The sequence below is a fragment of the Pseudomonas sp. A39 genome (genome assembly GCF_058145955.1).
On record NZ_JBYVMD010000003.1, the window covers coordinates 217,568 to 238,260 of the forward strand.

Here is a 20,693-nt window from a genome sequence, read left to right on the forward strand (position 1 = left end):
GGGTCAGTCACAGACGTTCTGACCGGAACACCGCTATCGGGAGCAAGCCCCCTCCCACGGGGTTCTACAGGGGTTTATAGCGTGCGTTTCAAGCCGCGTGGCTTTCCTTTTTCAAGCTGTCCATGTCGATCACGAACCGATACTTCACATCGCCCTTGAGCATGCGCTCATAGGCCTCGTTGATGCCCTGGATATCGATCATCTCGATGTCGGAGACAATCCCGTGCTTGGCGCAGAAGTCCAGCATGTCCTGGGTCTCCTGGATGCCACCGATCAGCGAACCGGCCAGGCTGCGGCGCTTGAAGATCAAGTTAAACACGGTCGGCGACGGGTGCGGGCTGTCGGGGGCGCCGACCAGAGTCATGGTGCCGTCGCGCTTGAGCAGGTTGAGGAAGGCGTCGAGGTCGTGCGGCGCGGCGACGGTGTTGAGGATGAAGTCCAGGCTGTTGGCGACCTTGGCCATTTCGTCCGGGTTCTTCGACACCACCACTTGGTCGGCGCCCAGGCGCAGGCCGTCTTCGCGCTTGCTCGGCGAGGTGGTGAACAACGTGACGTGCGCGCCCATGGCGTGGGCGATCTTCACCGCCATATGCCCCAGCCCACCGAGGCCCACCACACCGACCTTCTTGCCGGGGCCGACCTTCCAGTGATGCAGCGGCGAGTAGGTGGTGATGCCCGCGCACAGCAACGGCGCGACAGCGGCCAGGTTGGAATCGTCGTGGGAGATGCGCAGCACGAACTTCTCCTTGACCACGATGCTGTCCGAGTAGCCGCCAAAGGTGTTTTCACCCCCGAACACCGGACCGTTGTAGGTGCCGGTAAAGCCGCTCTCGCAGTATTGCTCCTCGCCTTCGGCGCACGACGCGCAGTGCTGGCAGCTGTCGACCATGCAGCCGACACCGGCCAGGTCGCCGACCTTGAAGGTCGTCACATTGCCCCCGACCGCCGTCACGCGGCCGACAATTTCATGGCCCGGCACGGAGGGGTAAAGGGTGTTCTTCCACTCGTTGCGCGCGGTGTGCAGGTCGGAGTGGCACACGCCGCAATAGAGAATGTCGATCTGTACGTCATCCGCCCCCGGCGCGCGGCGCTCGAAGGTGAAGGGTTTGAGGGCATCCTTGGCGTTCTGGGCGGCGTAGCTGTAAGTCTTGGCCATTTCGTTCACCTGTGTGATCTGACGGTAGAAGTCAGTGGACCAGCATAGACGCTGAACCGTTCAACCGAGCACGTCTGTACAATTTCCTTCGCCTCTGTGCCCCTAACCTCACGGCTTCAATCGCGTAGAAGTGCTGGAGAGTGGGCATGCGTAGCAAAGCAATCAAGGTATCTGTGGCATTGACGCTGCTGGCGAGCGCAATGATGGGCAATGCCTTCGCGGCAACCCCGAGCGTGGCCGTGGCCCCGCAATACGACACCAGCCACGTCTATGTGGCGCCGGCCGATGTCGACCGTTTCGCCCAGAGTTTCCTGGCCACTTTCGGCGGTAAAAGCACCGCCCAGGTGGTGGTGAATGTGCTGCCGGTGCCCAGCAGCACCACCTCGCAATTGCTGCAGACGCCGGCGGGCACGGTGTCGCTGTTTGGTTTCACCACGCCGATCCCGCACCCGTTCGGCCAGGAGCGCAACGGTTACCTGGTCAAGGACATGGACGTCGCCCTCAAGGCCGCGCGGGAAAACGGCGCGGAGGTGATCGTCAGCGACTTCCCCGACCCGATCGGCCGTGACGCGGTGGTGCAGTGGCCAGGCGGTGTGAACATGCAACTCTATTGGCACACCAAGACCCCGGATTACGCAGCGTTCCAGACCGTGCCGGAAAACCGCGTGTACCTCAGTGCCGACCGTGCCGACCGTTTTATCAAGGCGTTCCTCGGCTTCTCCCACGGCAAAGTCCTGGCCGATGACAAACACGCGCCGGGCGTGGACATCGGTCAAGCCAACGGCAGCTATCGGCGTGTCGACATCGAGTCGCCGTTCGGGCGCATGGCGGTACTGGTCACCAACGGCCAACTGCCCTACCCGTTCGGCCACGAGACCACCGGCTATCAAGTGGCTGACCTGACGGCAACCCTGGGCAAAGCCACCGGCTCCGGCGCCACCGTGGTGGTGCCGGCCTTTGAGAGTAAAGGCCGTCGCAGTGCACTGGTGGAATTCCCCGGCGGCTATGTCGCGGAGATTCATCAACTCAACGCAGCAAAATGACGCGCCGCACAGGCTGGGGCCTGGCCGTGCTGTGGCCGCTGCTCGCCGGCAGCGCCCACGCCGATGAGCAAGCGACACGCCCGGCCATCAAGGCCAACCGCTGGCAGGAAGACTGGTCGGTGCTGCAGAACCCGGCGCTGCGCACGCAGCCGCTGGACACCTTGAAGTACATCCCGTTGTCGAGTGCCGACCCGTTGACCTACCTGTCGCTCGGTGCGACGTTGCGCGAGCGCTTCGAGATGAACGACGCCAGTGGTTTCGGCGTGCGCGACGTGAAGCGTGACCGCTACCTGATCCAGCGTTTCCAGGTGCATGCCGACCTGCACCTGAACGAAAACTGGCGGGTATTCACCCAACTCGAAGACGTGCGCGCCTACGACAAAACCACGATTGGCGGCGCCGACCAGAACCGTGTCGACCTGCGCCTGGCCTTTGCCGAATACGTGAATACCTTCAGCAGCGGCACGCTGAAGGCCCGCGTCGGGCGCCAGGATTTCGCCTTCGATTTGCAGCGTTTCATCTCGTCGCGGGACGGTCCGAATGTGCGGCAGTCCTTCGATGCGCTGTGGGCCGACTGGGAGACGTCCAACTGGCGTTTTATCGGGATTGCCAGCCAGCCGGTGCAGTACCAGGACGGGCGGCACTTCGACGACAAATCCAACAGCGATGCGCGCTTCCACATGCTGCGCGTGGAGCGGCTGGTGGGCGGCAAGAACGAACTGTCGGCCTACTACGGCGTGTATGAACGCAGCGCGGCGCATTACCTCGACGCGGACGGCGACGAGACACGCCACCTGTTCGACGCCCGCCTGGGCGGCGCGGCCATGGGGTTTGACTGGGACGTCGAAGCGATGCTGCAAAGCGGCTCGGTGGGCAGCAAGGATATCCGCGCCTGGGCCGGTGGCAGCCGCACCGGCTACACCTTCGACAGCCTGGCCTGGAAACCGCGCTTGGGCCTGCAACTGGACATCGCCTCGGGCGACCGTAAAACCGGGGACGGCACCCTCGGCACGTTCAACCCGCTGTTCCCCAACGGCTATTACTTTTCCCTCGCGGGCTACACCGGCTACAGCAACTTGATTCACGTCAAGCCGTCGATCACCGTCAAGCCGATCGACAAGCTCAGCGTGCAAACCGCCATCGGCCTACTGTGGCGACAAACCACCCATGATGCGGTTTATACCCAACCAAACCTGCCCGTCGCCGGAACCGCCGGCCAAGGTGAACGTTGGACGGGTGCCTACGGTCAGCTGCGTACCGACTATGTGTTTACGCCGAACCTCACCGGCGCCGTCGAAGCCGTGCATTACGCGGTCGGCCGAACCCTGCGCGATGCCGGCGGTGATGACAGCAATTACCTGGGCGTCGAGCTGAAATTCAGCTGGTAGCCCCAACCAAGCACACCCATACAAGCCCGGCGCACGCTTTATACCCATAGTGATGCTGAGCCATTTTCCCGCTACCAAGGAGTTTTCCATGAGCACATTTGTTGCCAAAGACGGTACCCAGATCTACTTCAAGGACTGGGGCAGCGGTAAGCCCGTGCTGTTCAGCCACGGCTGGCCGCTGGATGCAGACATGTGGGAATACCAGATGGAATACCTGAGCAGCCGTGGCTTTCGCACCCTCGCGTTCGACCGCCGTGGCTTTGGCCGCTCGGACCAACCCTGGACCGGTAACGACTACGACACCTTCGCCGACGACATCGCGCAGTTGATCGAGCACCTGGACCTCAAGGACGTGACCCTGGTGGGCTTCTCCATGGGCGGCGGCGACGTCGCGCGCTACATCGCCCGCCACGGCAGCGCACGGGTTGCCGGCCTGGTGCTGCTGGGTGCGGTGACGCCGCTCTTCGGCCAGAAACCGGATTACCCGCAGGGCGTGCCGACTGAAGTGTTCGATGGCATCAAGGCTGGCCTGCTGAAGGATCGCGCGCAGTTCATCGCCGACTTCAATACGCCGTTCTTCGGCATCAACAAGGGCCAGACCGTCTCCGCAGGCGTGTTGACCCAGACCCTGCAGATCGCCTTGCAGGCGTCCCTGAAGTCGACCGTGGATTGCGTCACTGCATTCTCCGAAACCGACTTCCGCCCGGACATGGCCAAGATCGACGTGCCGACCCTGGTCATCCACGGCGATGGCGACCAGATCGTTCCGTTCGAAACCACCGGTAAAGTCGCCGCGGCCTCGATCAAGGGCGCCGAACTGAAAGTCTACAAGGATGCGCCACACGGGTTCGCCGTGACCCACGCGCAGCAGTTGAATGAAGACCTGCTGGCGTTCCTGAACCGCTGAAACGCCTGAACCACCCTCTCCTTATTTTGGCCGGGCTTGCCCGTCATGCCAGTCAGTTAAGTGTGAGCACCGTACCTGTGGCGAGAGAGCTTGCTCCCGCTGGGTCGCGAAGCGGCCCCAGCTCTTTGTTTCAAAAGACTGGGACTGCTGCGCAGTCCAGCGGGAGCAAGCTCCCTCGCCACAGGTTACTTTTCGCTCTTGCTGCTTCTTAACTGACTGACATTAGGGCTTGCCCGGCCTTTTTTTTGCTCAGGAGAAACGCTGGCTCAAGACCAGGCGCCCTGGTCCGGCGATCAATACGCTGGTGAAAATGATCAACAGCAGCCAGCCGAACTGCCCTTCGAACAACGTCCACTCCGGGTGCACCACCACCATGGCGATCAACAGCACCGCCAGGATCGGCAGGCACGCCAGGCGCACCAACACCCCGGCAATGATCAGCACCGGGCACAGCACTTCGGCGAATATTGCCAGCAGCAGCGTGACGTGGGCGCCCAAGTGAAACGGGTCCTCGATCAGTTTCAGTTGTTCGCTGTAATTCAATAACTTGGGCAAACCGTGTACCCACAGCAGGAACAGCGCCCCGCTGACCCGCAGAAACAACAGCCCCAAGTCCTGACTTTTCGATTCGTTCATACGTGCTCTCGGTGGGTGGCTACAAACGTCGATTGTGTCGACCAAGCCCTCCGCCTGCTTGCAAGCCTGTGCTGACCTCAGCACCCGGTGCCGGCAAAGGCGGCGACGATTTCGTCGATCACCACGCGCACCCGCGCCGTGTGGCGCAGGTCGGCGTGGGTCACCAGCCACACGTCATACGGCAAGGGCCGCGTGCGCTCGGGCCACAGGCGCACCAGCCCGTCGCGCTCGCCGGTGTACACCGGGATCTCGCCGATGCCGATGCCGGCAGCGATGGAGCGGCGCACCAGCAGGCTGGAACTCAAGGCCGCGACGATGCGCCCGCGCCCCAGGGGTTCAGAGACCAAGGCCATGTCCTTCTGGCTTTGCAGGTAGGGCTGGTAGACGACCAGGTCATGCCCGTCGAACAGGCTGCCGGGCTCGGGCACGCCGTGGCGGTCGATGTAGCCCTGGGAGGCAAACAGCCCGACCGACCAACGGGCGATGCGCCGTGCGATCAGGTCGGGGTTATCCGGGCGGGTGTTGCGCACGGCGATATCGGCTTCACGCTTGGCCAGGCTGAGGATCTGCGTAGAGGCGTCCAACTGCACACGCACGTCGGGGTGTTTGTCGTGCAGGCAGGCGATCGCGGGGATCAGGAAATCGATGGCCAGGGAGTCGGTGGTGCTGACCCGCACGGTGCCGGTCAAGCGCTCGTCCAGGCCTTGGATCTGGCGCTCGAGGTCGAGGGCCGAGCGCTCCATTTTCTCCACCGAGAGCAAGGCTGCCTCGCCTACCGCCGTGAGCGCATACCCCTCGGACGTGCGCAGGAACAAGGTGGCGCTCAGGGACTTTTCCAGGGCGTTGACCCGCCGGCCCACCGTGGCCTGATCCACGCCCAGCACCCTTGCGGCACCGCGCAGCGTGGATTCGCGGCAGACCGCCAGGAACACTCGCGCATCATCCCAATTCATACCTGATCCTTGTGATGCATATATGCATCGCTATGCCGTGTAATCGCAGCATTATTGCATCAACAAACCTGGATATGCTGGGCGCCAGAGAAAAATACCCAGGACCGCCATCATGCTCGACACCCCCACTCCACCTCGCCGCTCAGTCTGGCTGCCGATCTTCGCTGGCCTCTGCGCCAGCCTGGTCAGCATCGGCCTGGCGCGGTTCGCCTACACGCCGTTGATCCCGACCTTGATCCAGGCGCAGTGGTTTTCCGCCAGCGACGTGGTCTACCTCGGTGCCGCCAACCTGGTGGGTTACCTGATCGGCGCGCTGATCGGTCGGCCCATCGCCCAGCGCACCTCCAACAAGACCGCCCTGCGCACCATGATGGTGGCGGTGACCTTGGCGTTCTTCGCCTGTGGCTTCCCGCTGTCGGTGCTGTGGTTCTTTGCCTGGCGCCTGCTCTCGGGCATTGCCGGGGGCGCGATCATGGTGCTGGTAGCAGCGACCGTGCTGCCCCATGTACCGGCGGCGCGTCGGGGCCTGGCCAGCGGTGCGATCTTCCTTGGCATCGGCCTGGGCATTGCCGGCTCCGGCACCCTCGTGCCGCCGCTGCTGAGCCTGGGGTTGCAGCAGACCTGGTTTGGCCTGGGCCTGTTGGCGCTGGTGTTGACGGCCGCCAGTTGGTTCGCCTGGCCCACCGGTACGCTGCAGGAAGCCGCGGCCCCGGCGGACACCTCAGCGCGGACGCCGTCCGGCGTGTACCTGTTGTTTGCCCAGTACGCCTTCATGGCGGCGGGCCTGGTGCCGGCGATGGTGTTCCTGGTGGATTACGTGGCCCGTGGCCTGGGTGACGGCGCACACGTCGGCGCGATGATCTGGGTGATGTACGGCCTGGGCGCGATTGTGGGGCCGGTGACCTACGGTTTCCTCGCCGATAAACTCGGTGCACGCTTGAGTATCCGCGTGGTGCTGGTGGTGCAGGCGATTGCCGTCGGGTTGTTGCCATTCGCCGGCTCGTTCAGCGCCCTCGCGGTGCTGGCGGTGATCCTCGGCTCTTTCCCGCCGGGCATCGTGCCGCTGGCACTGGCGCGGGTGCATGAACTGCTGCCCAATCATCACCAGCAGCAAGTGGCCTGGAGCCGCGCTACTGTGTCCTTCGCGACGTTCCAGGCGCTGTCCGGGTTTGCCTACTCGGCGCTGTTCAACAGCAGCGGCGGCCAGCATGCGCTGTTGTTCATGATCGCCGCCGGGGCCATCGTGGTCGCGCTGGCCCTGGAACTGGGCATGATTATGCTGAACCGTCGACCGCTTGGTACGGTCCCAACCCATACGCTCATCGCTGCAGGTACTCTGAAATGACGCTTCCTCAAGAAATGACCCTGATCGAAATCACCACCCCCGGCGGGCCTGAAGTGCTGCAACCGCGCCGCGCCGAGGTGCCTGTCGCAGGCCCCGGCGAGATTCTGATCCGCGTGCATGCCGCCGGGGTCAACCGCCCTGACGCCCTGCAACGCGCCGGCAAGTACCCGATGAAACCCGGCTTCAGCCCGATCCCAGGGTTGGAGGTGGCCGGTGAAGTGGTGGCGTTGGGCGATGGCGTGAGCGAATACCAGTTGGGCGACAAGGTGTGCGCCCTGACCAATGGCGGCGGCTACGCGCAGTTCTGCAGCGTACCGGCCAGCCAGGCCCTGCCGATCCCCGAGGGCATGGACTGGATCCAAGCCGCCGCTGTGCCGGAAACCTTCTTCACCGTCTGGGCCAACCTGTTTGGCCTTGGCGATGCGCACACCGGTCAGCGCGTGCTGATCCATGGCGGCACCAGCGGTATCGGCACCACCGCGCTGATGCTGTGCCGCGAGTTCGGCATCCAGGCCTTCGCCACCGCCGGCAGCGCCGACAAATGCGCAGCCATTGCCACGCTGGGCGCTGAGCCGATCAATTACCGCGAGCAGGATTTTGCCGAGGTCATCGCCCAGAAGACCGATGACCAGGGCGTGAATGTGATCCTTGACATCATGGGCGCCTCCTACCTCAACAACAACCTCAAGGCCCTGGCCATGGACGGTCACCTGGTGATGCTGGGCTTTCTCGGCGGTGGCAAGGCCAATGATGTCGACCTGCTGAGCATTCTCGCCAAACGCGCGGTGATTACCGGGTCACTTCTGCGAGCACGCAGCAAAGACGAAAAAGCCGCCATCGCTGAACAGTTGCGCGAGTACATTTGGCCGGTGCTGGCCGCCGGGCGTTGCTTGCCGATCATTGACAAGGTGTACGCCTACACCGACGCGGCCCAGGCTCATGCGCGGATGGAGGGTGGGGATCATATTGGCAAGATTGTGTTGCGGGTGGAGTAATACAGGGAGCGGGCTTGCCTGCGATACCCATAGGTATCTACACAATTCTGGGTATGGCGTCGGACCTGTGGCGAGGGAGCTTGCTCCCGTGGCGGCCTGACCGACGACCGCCATCTAACGGTTAGACCGCGATCCAACTGTGGGAGGGGGCTTGCTCCCGATAGCGGTGCATCGGTATCTACACCATTTTGGGTATGGCGGCGAACCTGTGGCGAGGGAGCTTGCTCCCGTGGCGGCCTGACCGACGACCGCCATCTAACGGTTAGACCGCGATCCAAATGTGGGAGGGGGCTTGCCCCCGATAGCGGTGCATCGGTATCTACACAATTTCGGGTATGGCGGCGAACCTGTGGCGAGGGAGCTTGCTCCCGCTGGCGGCCTGACCGACGACCGCCATCTAACGGTTAGACCGCGATCCAAATGTGGGAGGGGGCTTGCCCCCGATAGCGGTGCATCGGTATCTACACAATTTCGGGTATGGCGGCGAACCTGTGGCGAGGGAGCTTGCTCCCGCTGGCGGCCTGACAGCTGACTTGGATGTTGGATCAGACCGGGTACATATCCGTTATTTAGGTAACGGCCGCTATGGGTTCCGCTTTTACAGCGGCTCACTTTTGAAGAGCGCAAAAGTAAGCAAAACGCTCTTGCCCCAACACTCGGCACCTCGCTCACGCTCGGTGTGCCCGTAATCCGACAGGTATTTGGGGGGCCGCCGCCACGCGCCATCCATGGCGCGGGGCGGCTAAACCGGCATCCCTGCCGGTTTACCCCCCAAATCCCTGCCGAATTCCGGCCAGCGTGTTTGACGGGGCGCTTGAGATCAAGATCAAAAGCAAAAGCACAGCGGCCTGACAGCCGGCTTGAGTGGTGTGGAGCAGTCTTGCCGGCGATGCAGGCAACGTGGTGAGTCAGGCGTACCCAGGTGATACTTTCGCAGGCAAGCCAGCGCCCACAGGGTTCAGCGTTACAGCGCTACTGGGCTACTGGGCTACTGGGCTACTGGGCGGTAGACCGGGTAATCGATGTAACCCGCTTCCGTCCCGCCATACAGCCCTTCCGCCTTCAGCGGGTTCAACGGCCAGCCATTGAAAATCCGTTGTGGCAGATCCGGGTTGGCAATGAACGGCCGCCCGAACGCAATCAGGTCCGCCAGACCCGCTTCGACCAGATCAGCACCGCGCTCAGCGGTGTAACGACCGGCGTAGATGATCCGCCCGCTGAAGGTCTCACGCACCGCTCGGCGGAACGACTCGGGCAACACCGGGGCGTTGTCCCAGTCGGCTTCGGCGATGGAAACGTAGGCGATGCCCGACTCTTCCAGCACTTTGATCGCTTCGATGTAGGTGTGGTGCGGGTCGTCTTCCACCAGGCCGATGTAGACACGGTCCTGATCGGTGCCGCTGAATAACGGCGAGAACCGTACGCCCAGACGCTGCGGCCCGACCACGGCGCTCACAGCTTCGACGATCTCGCGCAGAAAGCGCAGGCGGTTGTGCAGCGAGCCACCGTATTCATCCTCGCGCTGGTTGGAATGGGCGGAGATGAATTGGTTGACCAGGTAACCATTGGCCGAATGGATTTCCACCCCGTCAAACCCGGCATCCAGCGCATTGCGGGCGGCCTGGGCGTAGTGCCCGACCAATTCTTCGATCTCAAGCACGGACAATGCACGTGGCACCGGCGGCTGCTTCAGTTCGCCCATGCCAGGCCCGGTTTCGATAAAGGCCTTGGCCTGCAACGCCTGGATCGCCGACGGCGCGACAGGGGCGGCGCCGTCTGGCTGCAACGCGTTGTGGGACACGCGACCGACATGCCACAACTGGGCAAAGATCACCCCGCCTTCGGCATGCACAGCCTCGGTGACGGTGCGCCAGCCGTCGATCTGCGCCGGGGTGTAGATACCCGGCGTCCACGCGTAACCCTGGCCACGCGGTTCAATCTGCGTGCCTTCGCTGACCATAAAACCGGCCGTGGCGCGCTGGCGGTAATACTCGGCCATCAAGTCGGTGGCGATATCGCCGGGCTGGGCACTGCGCTGGCGCGTCAACGGCGGCAGCACAATACGGTTGTTCAGCGTGTGGTGCCCCAGTTTTACCGGGGTACTTAAAATAGGGTCATTCATTGAATACTGTCCAAATAGCGGGCGCGCTAAAGCATTAGCGACTTATAAAAGTCGCCAATGCATCAAGCGGTTAGTTAATTAAGCGGTGAGTGTCAGCAGGGCTTTAGCCACATCACTGGAACTGCCAGGGTTTTGCCCGGTGACCAGCAGGCCATCGGTAATCACAAAGGATTGCCAATCGGCCCCCTTCTCATAGTGGCCGCCGAGTTTCTTGAACTCGTCTTCAATCAGGAACGGCACCACATCGGTCAACTCCACCGCCGCCTCTTCCGAGTTGGAGAACCCGGTGACACGACGGCCCTTGATCAACGACTCACCATTGACTGCCTTGACGTGACGCAGGGCACCCGGTGCATGGCAGACGAAACCGATGGGCTTACCGGCGCGCTCGAAGGACTCGATCAGCGCGATCGACACCGGCGATTCCGCCAGGTCCCACAGCGGGCCGTGGCCGCCTGGGTAGAACACGGTGTCGAAGTCGTCGGCGTTGACCGTGTCCAGTTTCACCGTGGTGGCCAGGGCTTGCTGGGCGGCCGGGTCGGCGGCGAAGCGATGGGTCTGTTCGGTCTGGGCGTCCGGCTGGTCGCTGACCGGGTCCAGCGGCGGTTGACCGCCGGCCGGGGATGCCAGCACCACGTCGGCACCGGCGTCTTTGAACGCGTAGTAGGGAGCGGCAAATTCTTCGAGCCAGAAGCCGGTCTTGCGTCCGGTATCGCCGAGCTGGTCGTGAGAGGTCAGTACCATTAATACTTTCATTTTCCAGTGCCTCGATAGGGGTGAGTGTCAGTTTCTTCCGGCTGCCCCAACAACTGTCGGGTCAGCCCCAGCGCCTCGTCGAACGGCGCCGCTGTATGGGTGATCTTGCTCATGACGCTGGTCCCCAGCCACAACGCATACAGGCGCCGGGCCAGGCTTTCGGGGTGTTGCGTGATCGTTACCGAGCCGTCTTCGACGCCCTGCTGCAAGGCCTCGCTGAGCAACCCGATGGTGCGTGCGGTGCCGCGTTGCAGGGCCAGGCGCATCGGCTCTGAAAGGTCTGACACCTCTGCACCGAGTTTGACGGCAAGGCATTTGCCGGCGTCGGTGCAGCCGGTCTGGTTGTTGATCCAGCTTTGCCAATAACGCATCAACTTGGCGTGCTGAGATAAGTCCGGCTGATTGAACAGCTGTTGCATAGCGTTCAAGTAGTTATCGAAATAGGTATCGAGCAATACCACCCCGAACGCGTCTTTAGAGTTGAAGTAGTGATAGAACGAGCCTTTAGGTACATCGGCGGCGTGAAGTATTTCGTTCAACCCCACCGCAGAAAATCCCTTGGCGCCCACAATCGGCTGCGCCGTTTCCAGAATCGCCTGCCTTGCACTTTTAGTTTCGCGGCTCATGCTTCATCTCGATCGATTAGACCAGTCGTCTAGTTCGTTGAGTGAATGTTAGGAGCCAGGCGAAACGCGCACAATGTCAGATCCGCAAGGATTTCGGACATGCGCCAAAGTCGGTTGCCGTTTTCCCGGCAGCCGCCGACAATCCCTGCTCCCACCCCCTGGAGACATGCGATGCACAGCGTTGCGCTGATGGTTTACCCGAACTTCCAATCCCTGAGCCTCAGCCTGGGCTCGGTGTTCGAGTGCGCGAACCTGCTGCGCGGTGAGCCGGCCTATGAGTTTCATCTGGTGTCGGAAAGCGGCGGCGCGGTGATGACGTCCCAGGGTTTTTCGGTGAACACCACACCGATCCGGCCGGAGGGTTACGACACGCTGATCGTCAGCGGCTACCTGGAATTCCGCCTGCCGGAAGCCAACCTGCTGGAACTGGTCAAGGCCGCCTCCGCCCAGTCGCGGCGTGTGGCCTCGCTGTGCATGGGCATCTTCGTGCTGGCCGAAGCCGGTCTGCTCGAAGGCAAGCGCACCACCACCCACTGGATCCACGCACCGGCCTTTCGCAAGCGCTACCCGGATATCCGCCTGGAAGAGGACAAGCTGTTTATCGTCGACGGCCACATCTGGACCGGCGCCGGCATGAGCGCCGGCGTGGACCTGGCGTTGGCGATGGTGGAGAACGACCTGGGCAGCGACCTGGCGCGGCGCATTGCACGCAAACTGGTGATCGCCCAGCGTCGCGGCAGCGAGCAATCGCAGTTGTCGGCGCTGCTGGAGCTGGACCCTAAATCGGACCGCGTGCAACTGGCCCTGGCCTACGCCCGCGAGAACCTGACCCATGACCTCTCGGTGGAAGCCCTGGCCGATGTCGCGCGGCTCAGCCCGCGCCAGTTCAGCCGGGTGTTCCGTGAAGAAACCGGGCAGACACCGGCCAAGGCCATCGAGTCCCTGCGGGTCGAAGCCGCCCGGGCGATGATGGAAACCAGTCGACACCCGGTCGAGGTGGTGGCCCGCGAAACCGGGTTTGGTGATCGCGAGCGCATGCGCCAGGCGTTTTTAAGGGCGTTCGGGCAACCGCCGCAGGTGATGCAGCAGGCCTTTAATGCAGCGCCGCCCGCGTAATCAGGTAACTCACCAACTGCGGGTCATCCTCCAGTTCAATCGTCTGCACCGGGCGCGGCAGGTTATCCAGCACCGTACGCCAGAACGCCTGGGACACTTCGTCCTGGTCATAGAACCGCACCAGCCAATTGGCCTCGCCGCTGCACAGCACCTGGGTGGCGATGGCGCGGCCAATCCCTTTGCGGCGGTAGCGCTTGAGGATGAACAGGTCAGCCAGTTCCAGGGCGTCGATGCCCGGCAGTTCGCTGCCTTCGATCAGCAGGAAACCGGCGATGTAGCCGTCGACCAGCAACAGGTTGGCGCTCCATTGCGGGTCCTGCCAGTAACGGGTCAGGTGTTCGTCATGGATGTAGAAGCGGCCATCCGCCTCGACATCTTCCTGTTCCCAGTCCGACGACTCGTAAGCGTAGTACTGGTAGAGATTACGGATCAGCTCGGCGTGCTCCGGGCCGGTCTGGATCAGTTCGACGGTGGTTTCAGGCATGGGGCTCTCGGTCAAAAATGCAGGGCGCCATTGTTCACAAAACGCCGGGACAGTCCAATAGAGTCGCCAACCTTTCTACTTGCTGAACCGATTGCAAATAGGCGTTGCCTCCCCCGAAACCCTGAAACATTTCGAATAAACTCCGCGAAATTGCCTCTCTTTTTCAAGGACACGCATTGTGAGCAACGTCTGTTCCGCCGGCCTGGATGTGGGGTTTGCCTCCCTGGACTACCTGCAGATTTTCATCCTGGGCGTGATCCAGGGCATTACCGAACTGTTGCCGGTGTCGTCCACCGCCCATATGCGCGTGGTACCCGCCCTGCTCGGCTGGCAAGATCCCGGCTCGGCGTTTTCCGCGGCCATGCAGTTGGCGGCGCTGGCGGCGGTGGTCAGTTACTTCTGGCGGGATGTGCGCCAGGTGACCACCGGCAGCATCGGCGCCGTGCGCCGGGGCGACTACAACGACCCCTGGTTCAAGCTGGCGGTGGCGATTGTGCTGGCGACGATCCCCATCGGCATTGCCGGGCTGGCGTTGTCGTCGACGTTGAATGCCTGCAACTCGCCGTTGCGCGGGTTGATGGTGATCGGTATTTCCTGCGTGGTCATGGCGGTGCTGTTGGCGGTGGCGGAAGTGCGTGCACGCCACACCCGCGAAGTCAGTGAAATGCGCCTGCGGGATGCGTTGATCGTGGGGATTGCGCAAATTGGTGCGTTGATTCCTGGCGTCTCGCGTTCCGGCTCCACGCTGACCGCCGCGCTGTTCCTCAACTTCAAGCGTGAGGAAGCCGCGCGGTTTTCCTTCCTGCTGGGCCTACCCGCCATTGCCCTCGCCGGTTTGAAGGAACTGTGGGTGTTGCTGCATGCCGATATGCCCGTGCATGCCTGGCCGCACCTGCTGTTCGGCCTGGTGGTGGCGAGCATCTCGGCATTTTTTGCGATCTGGGGGCTGATGAAGTTCCTGGAGCGGTTCTCCACCTGGCCGTTCGTGATCTACCGCGCGCTGCTGGGGGTGTTTCTGATTGTGGCGGTCAGCACCGGGCTGCTGAGCTGAAAGCAGCGGCCACGGGAGCAAGCGCCCTCGCCACACCCCCAGTACGACACTGTAGTGAGCGGGCTTGCCCCGCGCTGGGCTGCAAAGCGGCCCTAAAACCGACCGATGAAGCGTATCTGATACACCAGGTTCCTCCTTTTTGGGGCTGCTCCACAGCCCAGCGCGGGGCAAGCCCGCTCACTACAGTCAAAAGATGCGTAGATACCTAGGGTTATCGCAATTCGAACTGCTTGGTCTTGAACACAGTGCTCATGACTGAGCGGGTTCAAGGTCATCACTGACAGCGCTGCCACACCTGTCGAATCAACGCCTGCATCTTCAGCGCTTCGGCCCAGCGATCGCTGATTTCGCGGCCATCTGCGCCGGTGATCGCATAGGGCGGCGGGCCCAGTTCACAGGTGAACGACAGGCTCTGCGGTGCCTCGGGCCGCGCCAGCCAGTGTTCAATCCCGTAGCGCCACCACTCGGTGAAACGTTGCACCCAGGCGTGATGCTGGGGGAAATCCAACGACACCTGCACCTGTTCGCTGCTGGCCACGCGGCCGTGAAACCCCCAGCTGTGGCGCAGGACAGTGCGGATCTGTTCATCGTCCTCGGCGGCAGCAGGCTCCGGCAGTTCACGCCCGACCACGTAGTGGGACAGATCGGCCAGCAGTTTCAAGTCGGGCATCTGCGCCAGCAAGTCGAGGGTGAACAGCAGGTCATTGGTGAGCCGATAACGGTGGGTTTCCAGCAGCACCGGAAAGTCCACCTGCTCGGCCAGGCGTTGCCAGCCTTCGACCAGTCGCGCCGCTTCGCGTTGAGTACGCGGGCGCACGTCGGCTTGCAGGGTGAGGTGGTGACAGCCGTAGCCGCTGACCACATCCAGCGCGGCCGCCAGGTCATCCACCGATTGCGGGAACAGCTGGCCTTCGATCTGCAGGCCCCTGGCCGTGGCGGCGGCGTGCAAGCGGGCCACGTCGGCGGGTGTGTAGTAATGGTCGGTAATGCCGTCGAAACCGGCGGCCTTGATGCGGTCGAGTTGGTCGTCGAGGGTGCCGGGCTCGGTTTGCATCGCCCACAGGGATTGGAACACCAGGAATTGGCGCATATCAGCCTCGCAGCAGGTGTTTGAGGGACAGCTCGGGGTCGGCCAGGCTGGCCGCGTTGAGCGGTCTACGTGCGCTGATCAGGCGCTCACACAGCTTGATGTCTTTGGCCACGCTGTTGCCCGGCGCCCAACCGCAGGCACCGTGCAAATGGTGCTCGGCATCCAGGTAGAACAGCAGCACGCCGCCGCCCGCCAATGGGCGGCTGACCGTCAAGGGCGTGATCACGCCAACGGTCTGCAACCCCCAGTCGTACTGGTCGGACCAGAAACCGGGGAGCGCGTCGAACGGCACGTCGTGCCCCAGCAGATTCAACGCCGCATGCCGCCCCTGGACCTCGGCGTTGCGCCAGGTTTCCTGGCGCTGGTAGAGACCGCCCAGGCGAAACTCACACACGTCACCGGCGGCATAGATGTCGGGCGCGCTGGTGCGCAGGTGCGTATCGACACGAATGCCCTGCCCCACGTCCAGCCCCGCCGCCGTGGCCAACTCGATATTGGGCTGCATGCCGATGCCGACGACGACCAGATCGCACGGCAACCGTTGCCCGTCCACCAGCAGCACGGCGTCGGCCTGGATGGACTCCAAGGCCACATTCAAGCGCACATCCACGCCGTGTTGGCGATGCAACGCCAGCAGCGCCTCGCTGATGACCGGCGGCAATACCCGCCCCGCCAGACGCGGTCCGGCTTCAAGCAGCGTGACTTCACAGCCCAAGCCACGTGCCGTGGCTGCCACTTCCAGGCCGATAAAACCGCCACCGACCACCACCAGCCGCGTCCCTGCCTTTAGCGCGTTGCGCAGGGCCAGCGCTTCATCGTGGGTGCGCAGGTAAAGCACATGGGCTTGCTCTTGGGGCAAGCGTCGTGCCCGTCCGCCAGTGGCCAACAGCAGACCGGCATACGGCAGCCACTGGCCGTCGGCGAGTTGCAGGCGATGGTGTTCCGGCTCCAATTGGGTCACCGGGTGACCGGCGATATGCTCGATACCCAACTCCGCCAGCCGCGCGCTGTCGCACAGGCTGCACCCGGCCAGGTCCGCCGTGCCCTGCAGCACAGCCTTGGACAGCGGTGGTCGCTCGTAGGGCAAGTGCGGCTCATCGCCGATCAGGATCAGGCGCCCGGTGTAACCTTCTTCGCGCAGGGTCAGCGCCGCACGGCCACCGGCATGGCCGGCGCCGACGATGATCAGGGGTGCGCTCATGGTCACGCCGTGACGGCGAGCAACACTCGCCCCGCTTCGACCCGCACCGGGTAGGTCTTGAGGTTGACGCACACCGGCGCGCCCATGGCTTTGCCGGTGCGGTAATCGAAGCGCCCGTTGTGCTTGGGGCACTCGATCACGTGGTCCATCACCAGGCCGTCGGCCAGGTGGATTTTCTCGTGGGTGCATAGGCCGGCGGTGGCGAAGAACTCATTCTCGGCCGAACGGTACACCGCGTAGGTATGCGGCCCGTGGTCGAAGCGCAGCACGTCTTCTTCGTCTATTTCGCCCACGGCGCAGACGTCGATCCATTGATCGTTCATGGCGTTTGTCTCCAAATGACTGACTGCCCCTGTGGCAAGCGCGCTTGTTGTGGCGAGCGAGCTTGCTCGCGCTGGGCTGCGGCGAAGCGGCCCCAAGATCGGCAGTCGAGTTATGTCTGAATGAATGCGGTGGTTTTATTGGGGCTGCTGCGCAGCCCAGCGCGAGCAAGCTCCCTCGCCACCCTCAGCGTCGTTCGCCAGTGGGCGCTGGACGAAATAGGTCGGGTCGCTGCGCTGTTTCCAGATCGTCGGCAGGATCTCTTTGTACGCTTCGAACAGGTTGGCGTACGGCGGCGGGCAGTCGCTGCGGATTTCTTCGTGCAGGTGCTTGAGCGCGTGGTACGGCACCATCGGGTACATGTGGTGTTCGAGGTGGTAGTTCATGTCCATGTAGATAAAACGTAGCACGCGGTTCATGTAGATGGTGCGGCAGTTACTGCGGTGGTCCAGCACGTCTTCGGCCAGGCCGACGTGTTGGGTAAGGCCGAAGACGTAGCCGAGCCAGGCGCCGTAGAGACTCGGCAATCCAATCAGCATCAGCGGCAACCAGCTGTGCAGGTACAAGGCGGTGCCAATCACCACGGCATAAATGCCGACCCAGATCCGCGCCGCGCGAAACACTTTGGGCCATTCGGATTCAGGGATGAAGTCCGCTTCCTGGGCACTCATCTTGCCAATGGCATGGCGCGCGACGCCGCCGAATGTCTTCCAGGCCAAGGGCAAATTGAACAGGCTCAGGAACATCATCAAGAAGCTCGGTGGACGCGGCTCGACGATCTCCGGGTCGCGGCCGACCACGATGGTGTCGGTGTGGTGACGGGCATGGCTCCAGCGCCACACGTGGGGTTCGAAGATGCACATGAAGCTGGCGACCTGGTACAGCACGTCGTTCATCCAACGGGTCTTGAATGCGGTGCCGTGGCCGGTTTCGTGCCAGCGCGGGTTGGACGCGGTGCCGTACAGCACGCCATAGACGAGGAAGAACGGCACGCAGGCCCAAGTGCCCCAGAACCAATAAGCCCCGAAGCCTGTGGCCAACAGCGCGACCGCCCAGATGGCGGTGTCGAGCAAGGCCGGGCCGTCACGGCGCTGCATCAGTTCTTTCATGCGTTTACGCGAGATGGGCGACTGGTACCAGTTGGCCGAGACCAGGCCTTTTTCAGCGGCGCGGGCGGCTTCGGGGCCGGTGAGGCTGTAGTCGCGACGGGCGGTGTGAGCGGTGTGTTCAGGCATTGTTATTGTTCTCCGCAAGCGGTGGTTTCTAGTGCTTTACGAAACCCACCATAGAGAACCGGTAAATGCCCCTCAAGGCCTTGATTCCATTCCCTATCAAGCTATCATCCAGGCCTAGCGGAGCTTGATAGTTTTCTATCAAGACGTTCAAAGGGCTTGTCATGAACAACAATAAACGCCCAACCATCGCTACCGTTGCCGCCCATGCAGGGCTGAGTGTGGCCACCGTCGACCGCGTATTGAATGCGCGTGCGCCGGTCAACCCGGACACCGCCGAGCAGGTGTTCCAGGCCGCCGAAGCCGTGGGCTATTTTGCCGCGCGGCTGATCGGCCAGCGCATTCGCGAACGTCGGCCGACTTATCGTTTCGGCATCCTCTTGCTGGGGACCGCCCAAGCGTTCTATGCCAACCTGGCGCAGTCGATCAGCACCGCGGCGCAGCATCACGCCACGGCCAACCTGACGTGCCAGTTCGAATACATCGTGGATCGCACCCCCAGCGCTATCGTTGCGCAGATCGAACAGTTGGCCGTGCAATGCGATGGCCTCGCGGTGGTCAGCTTTGCCCATCCGCTGATCAACGCCTGCCTCAAGCAGATCCGCGAAGCCGGCGTGCCCGTGGTCGCCCTGCTCTCGGATATCCACGAGCAAGCCCTGGAGCCCTACGTGGGCCAGGACAACCACGTGGTCGGCCGCACCATGGGCTGGTTGCTCGCGCGCACGGGCGGCGCGCGCAAAGGCAGCGTGGGGATCCTGCTCGGCGGCCATCGTTTTCTCGGCCACCAGGCGCGGGTCGAAGGCTTGCACAGCTACCTGGCCGAACACGCGCCGGGGCTCAAGCCGCTCGAGCCGTTGATCAACCTGGATAACTGCGACATCACCGAGGAAGCCACTCTTGACCTGATCAGCCGCCACAGCGACCTGCGCGGCCTGTGCGTGGTGGGCGGCGGCGGTGACGGCATCATCAGCGCCCTGGCGCAGTTGCCCAAGCGACCGGCGCTGTGCTGCATCTTGCAGGAGTCGACCGAGCTGTCACGCCAGGCGCTGCGCCAGGGGTTGATCGATGTGGTAATGGATTCGCAGCCGGGGCAGACGGCGACCGCACTGGTGCAGTTGCTGGTGGCCTTGCAGAGTGAGGAACGGGAGCGCACCGAGGGGTTCGATCCGGTGCGGCATCGGGTGTATATATCGCCGCAGATTGTGACGTCGGAAAACCTCTAGCGGGCGCGGCACTCGATCACCACGGGCAGGAAGCGTTGGACCACCTGCATATTGCTGTGCAGATGGTCGCTCATGTGCGGCGTGGTGAAGCGACCACCACCAAATACCTGGCCCGCTTTGCCATTGAATGGAAACAGTTGAAGCCATAGGCCTGCGAGACGACCCGCCAGCGAGCGGTTAGTGGCATTTGGTCATGGTTTGTAAAGGGCCAGCAAGGCAGGTCCCTTTTAATTGCAGGACGTTTCCTAGACAATCCTCGCCGCCTTGTGCCTGCTGGAATCGGTGGCTAGTCTGCGGTCCGTCGCTGCCAATTCAGTGATCGGGTTTAGTCGCCCGGTATTCCAAAAGGCGCATGATCCTCCATGAGGTTTAATGGTGGCTGTGCGCAGGGCGCCCTTGGGTGCGCCGGATTTTGCCTTTTGGCCGGTCGACTAACCTGCGTACAGCCGCCACCCTACGTTTAGTCGCGGAAGGTTCGGCTCCCTGAGTCCAAAAGGAAGCTAAACAATGAACAAAGACGCAAACGACCCCACCAAAGACCGCGCCGCCTTCAACCGCGCCATCGATCACTACCTGCCCACCCAGGGCTTTCACTCCATCAACGAAGACCTGAGCTTCGAAGACGCTCTGCTCTACACCGCCAGCTTGCTCGACAGTGCATCGGCGACCGCGCTGGATTGTGGAGAGACACTGGATAATCCCGAGCGGGCGAAGATCCTGGCGGTGTGGCATTTACTGGAGATTGCCAAGACCACCGTGGATCGCTCCATCGAGTGCCTGACGCCCCCCAAGACAACCACCTAAATACGATTAACCCTGCGAGAGCTGGCTTGCCTGCGATGGCCATAGGTACCGACACAACGCTGCAGCAACCAACGCTAACCACGATGCGAAGCGAGCCGCTCTTGATCTTGATCCCGCTTTTGATCTGAGGCGCCCCGTCAAACACGCTGGCCGGAATTCGACAGGGATTTGGGGGGTAAACCGGCAGGGATGCCGGTTTAGCCGCCCCGCGCCATGGATGGCGCGTGGCGGCGGCCCCCCAAAT

Annotated in this window: 19 protein-coding genes and 1 pseudogene; 9 read left to right on the forward strand and 11 right to left on the reverse strand. The window is 62.8% G+C overall.

Annotated features, from left to right (window positions below; translation table 11 throughout):
• Positions 1-88: 88 nt before the first annotated feature.
• The gene (locus AC3ZU9_RS03885; protein WP_490090327.1) at positions 89-1,156 is read right to left on the reverse strand and encodes an NAD(P)-dependent alcohol dehydrogenase; all 1,068 of its coding nucleotides are present in this window, start codon (positions 1,154-1,156) and stop codon (positions 89-91) included.
• A gap of 146 nt (positions 1,157-1,302) precedes the next feature.
• On the opposite strand from AC3ZU9_RS03885, the gene AC3ZU9_RS03890 reads away from it, so the two are divergent.
• The 3 genes from AC3ZU9_RS03890 to AC3ZU9_RS03900 all read left to right on the forward strand — a co-directional run bounded on the left by AC3ZU9_RS03890 (position 1,303) and on the right by AC3ZU9_RS03900 (position 4,494).
• Positions 1,303-2,199 carry a VOC family protein gene (locus AC3ZU9_RS03890; protein ID WP_490090328.1) on the forward strand — a complete coding sequence of 299 codons (897 nt, stop codon included), beginning with the start codon at positions 1,303-1,305 and terminating at the stop codon, positions 2,197-2,199.
• Entirely contained in the window at positions 2,196-3,587 is a 1,392-nt protein-coding gene (locus AC3ZU9_RS03895) for an alginate export family protein (RefSeq protein WP_490090329.1), read from the forward strand. Before AC3ZU9_RS03890 ends, AC3ZU9_RS03895 begins: the two co-directional genes overlap by 4 nt.
• A gap of 88 nt (positions 3,588-3,675) precedes the next feature.
• A complete protein-coding gene (locus tag AC3ZU9_RS03900) occupies positions 3,676-4,494 on the forward strand; it encodes an alpha/beta fold hydrolase (RefSeq protein WP_046036221.1) in 819 nt (272 codons plus the stop codon).
• Positions 4,495-4,743: 249 nt separating this feature from the next.
• Here AC3ZU9_RS03900 and AC3ZU9_RS03905 read toward each other — a convergent pair whose 3' ends face one another.
• Positions 4,744-5,130 carry a DoxX family protein gene (locus AC3ZU9_RS03905; protein WP_046036222.1) on the reverse strand — a complete coding sequence of 129 codons (387 nt, stop codon included), beginning with the start codon at positions 5,128-5,130 and terminating at the stop codon, positions 4,744-4,746.
• A gap of 77 nt (positions 5,131-5,207) precedes the next feature.
• The gene (locus tag AC3ZU9_RS03910) at positions 5,208-6,083 is read right to left on the reverse strand and encodes a LysR family transcriptional regulator (protein WP_490090330.1); all 876 of its coding nucleotides are present in this window, start codon (positions 6,081-6,083) and stop codon (positions 5,208-5,210) included.
• Positions 6,084-6,195: 112 nt separating this feature from the next.
• On the opposite strand from AC3ZU9_RS03910, the gene AC3ZU9_RS03915 reads away from it, so the two are divergent.
• Positions 6,196-7,428 (forward strand): YbfB/YjiJ family MFS transporter, encoded by a 1,233-nt coding sequence (locus tag AC3ZU9_RS03915; RefSeq protein ID WP_490090331.1) that lies wholly within the window; start codon positions 6,196-6,198, stop codon positions 7,426-7,428.
• Complete coding sequence (locus AC3ZU9_RS03920) at positions 7,425-8,423, forward strand: NAD(P)H-quinone oxidoreductase (protein ID WP_012723625.1); 999 nt, start codon at positions 7,425-7,427, stop codon at positions 8,421-8,423. The genes AC3ZU9_RS03915 and AC3ZU9_RS03920 overlap by 4 nt, the downstream gene beginning before the upstream one ends.
• Before the next feature lie 988 nt (positions 8,424-9,411).
• Here AC3ZU9_RS03920 and AC3ZU9_RS03925 read toward each other — a convergent pair.
• From AC3ZU9_RS03925 to AC3ZU9_RS03935, 3 genes are all read right to left on the reverse strand, one after another.
• The gene (locus tag AC3ZU9_RS03925; RefSeq protein ID WP_490090332.1) at positions 9,412-10,545 is read right to left on the reverse strand and encodes an alkene reductase; all 1,134 of its coding nucleotides are present in this window, start codon (positions 10,543-10,545) and stop codon (positions 9,412-9,414) included.
• Positions 10,546-10,623: 78 nt separating this feature from the next.
• The gene (locus tag AC3ZU9_RS03930; protein ID WP_012723621.1) at positions 10,624-11,301 is read right to left on the reverse strand and encodes a type 1 glutamine amidotransferase domain-containing protein; all 678 of its coding nucleotides are present in this window, start codon (positions 11,299-11,301) and stop codon (positions 10,624-10,626) included.
• Positions 11,298-11,927, reverse strand: coding sequence for a TetR/AcrR family transcriptional regulator (locus AC3ZU9_RS03935; protein ID WP_122810818.1), 630 nt, complete (start codon positions 11,925-11,927; stop codon positions 11,298-11,300). Before AC3ZU9_RS03935 ends, AC3ZU9_RS03930 begins: the two co-directional genes overlap by 4 nt.
• 171 nt (positions 11,928-12,098) lie before the next feature.
• Between AC3ZU9_RS03935 and AC3ZU9_RS03940 the strand changes: the two genes are divergently transcribed.
• Positions 12,099-13,043: a GlxA family transcriptional regulator gene (locus AC3ZU9_RS03940; protein WP_490090333.1), complete on the forward strand. Its 945-nt coding sequence runs from the start codon at positions 12,099-12,101 to the stop codon at positions 13,041-13,043.
• Here the strand turns inward: AC3ZU9_RS03940 and AC3ZU9_RS03945 are convergent.
• Positions 13,021-13,565, reverse strand: a pseudogene (locus tag AC3ZU9_RS03945) (GNAT family N-acetyltransferase). The gene AC3ZU9_RS03940 and the pseudogene AC3ZU9_RS03945 sit on opposite strands and share 23 nt — an antisense overlap.
• A gap of 140 nt (positions 13,566-13,705) precedes the next feature.
• Here AC3ZU9_RS03945 and AC3ZU9_RS03950 point away from each other — a divergent pair.
• Positions 13,706-14,578 (forward strand): undecaprenyl-diphosphate phosphatase, encoded by an 873-nt coding sequence (locus tag AC3ZU9_RS03950; protein ID WP_012723617.1) that lies wholly within the window; start codon positions 13,706-13,708, stop codon positions 14,576-14,578.
• 274 nt (positions 14,579-14,852) lie between these two features.
• Here the strand turns inward: AC3ZU9_RS03950 and AC3ZU9_RS03955 are convergent, their stop codons facing one another.
• The 4 genes from AC3ZU9_RS03955 to AC3ZU9_RS03970 all read right to left on the reverse strand — a co-directional run bounded on the left by AC3ZU9_RS03955 (position 14,853) and on the right by AC3ZU9_RS03970 (position 18,425).
• Complete coding sequence (locus AC3ZU9_RS03955; protein WP_122810815.1) at positions 14,853-15,668, reverse strand: sugar phosphate isomerase/epimerase family protein; 816 nt, start codon at positions 15,666-15,668, stop codon at positions 14,853-14,855.
• Position 15,669: 1 nt separating this feature from the next.
• Complete coding sequence (locus AC3ZU9_RS03960) at positions 15,670-16,869, reverse strand: NAD(P)/FAD-dependent oxidoreductase (RefSeq protein ID WP_490090334.1); 1,200 nt, start codon at positions 16,867-16,869, stop codon at positions 15,670-15,672.
• Between the two features lie 2 nt (positions 16,870-16,871).
• The gene (locus AC3ZU9_RS03965; RefSeq protein WP_046036525.1) at positions 16,872-17,192 is read right to left on the reverse strand and encodes a MocE family 2Fe-2S type ferredoxin; all 321 of its coding nucleotides are present in this window, start codon (positions 17,190-17,192) and stop codon (positions 16,872-16,874) included.
• A 135-nt stretch (positions 17,193-17,327) separates the two neighbouring features.
• Positions 17,328-18,425: a fatty acid desaturase family protein gene (locus tag AC3ZU9_RS03970; RefSeq protein ID WP_490090335.1), complete on the reverse strand. Its 1,098-nt coding sequence runs from the start codon at positions 18,423-18,425 to the stop codon at positions 17,328-17,330.
• Positions 18,426-18,586: 161 nt separating this feature from the next.
• Between AC3ZU9_RS03970 and AC3ZU9_RS03975 the strand changes: the two genes are divergently transcribed.
• On the forward strand, positions 18,587-19,645 hold the full coding sequence (locus tag AC3ZU9_RS03975) for a LacI family DNA-binding transcriptional regulator (protein WP_012723612.1): 1,059 nt from the start codon (positions 18,587-18,589) through the stop codon (positions 19,643-19,645).
• A gap of 507 nt (positions 19,646-20,152) precedes the next feature.
• Complete coding sequence (locus tag AC3ZU9_RS03980; protein ID WP_012723611.1) at positions 20,153-20,449, forward strand: DUF6124 family protein; 297 nt, start codon at positions 20,153-20,155, stop codon at positions 20,447-20,449.
• Positions 20,450-20,693: the final 244 nt, after the last annotated feature.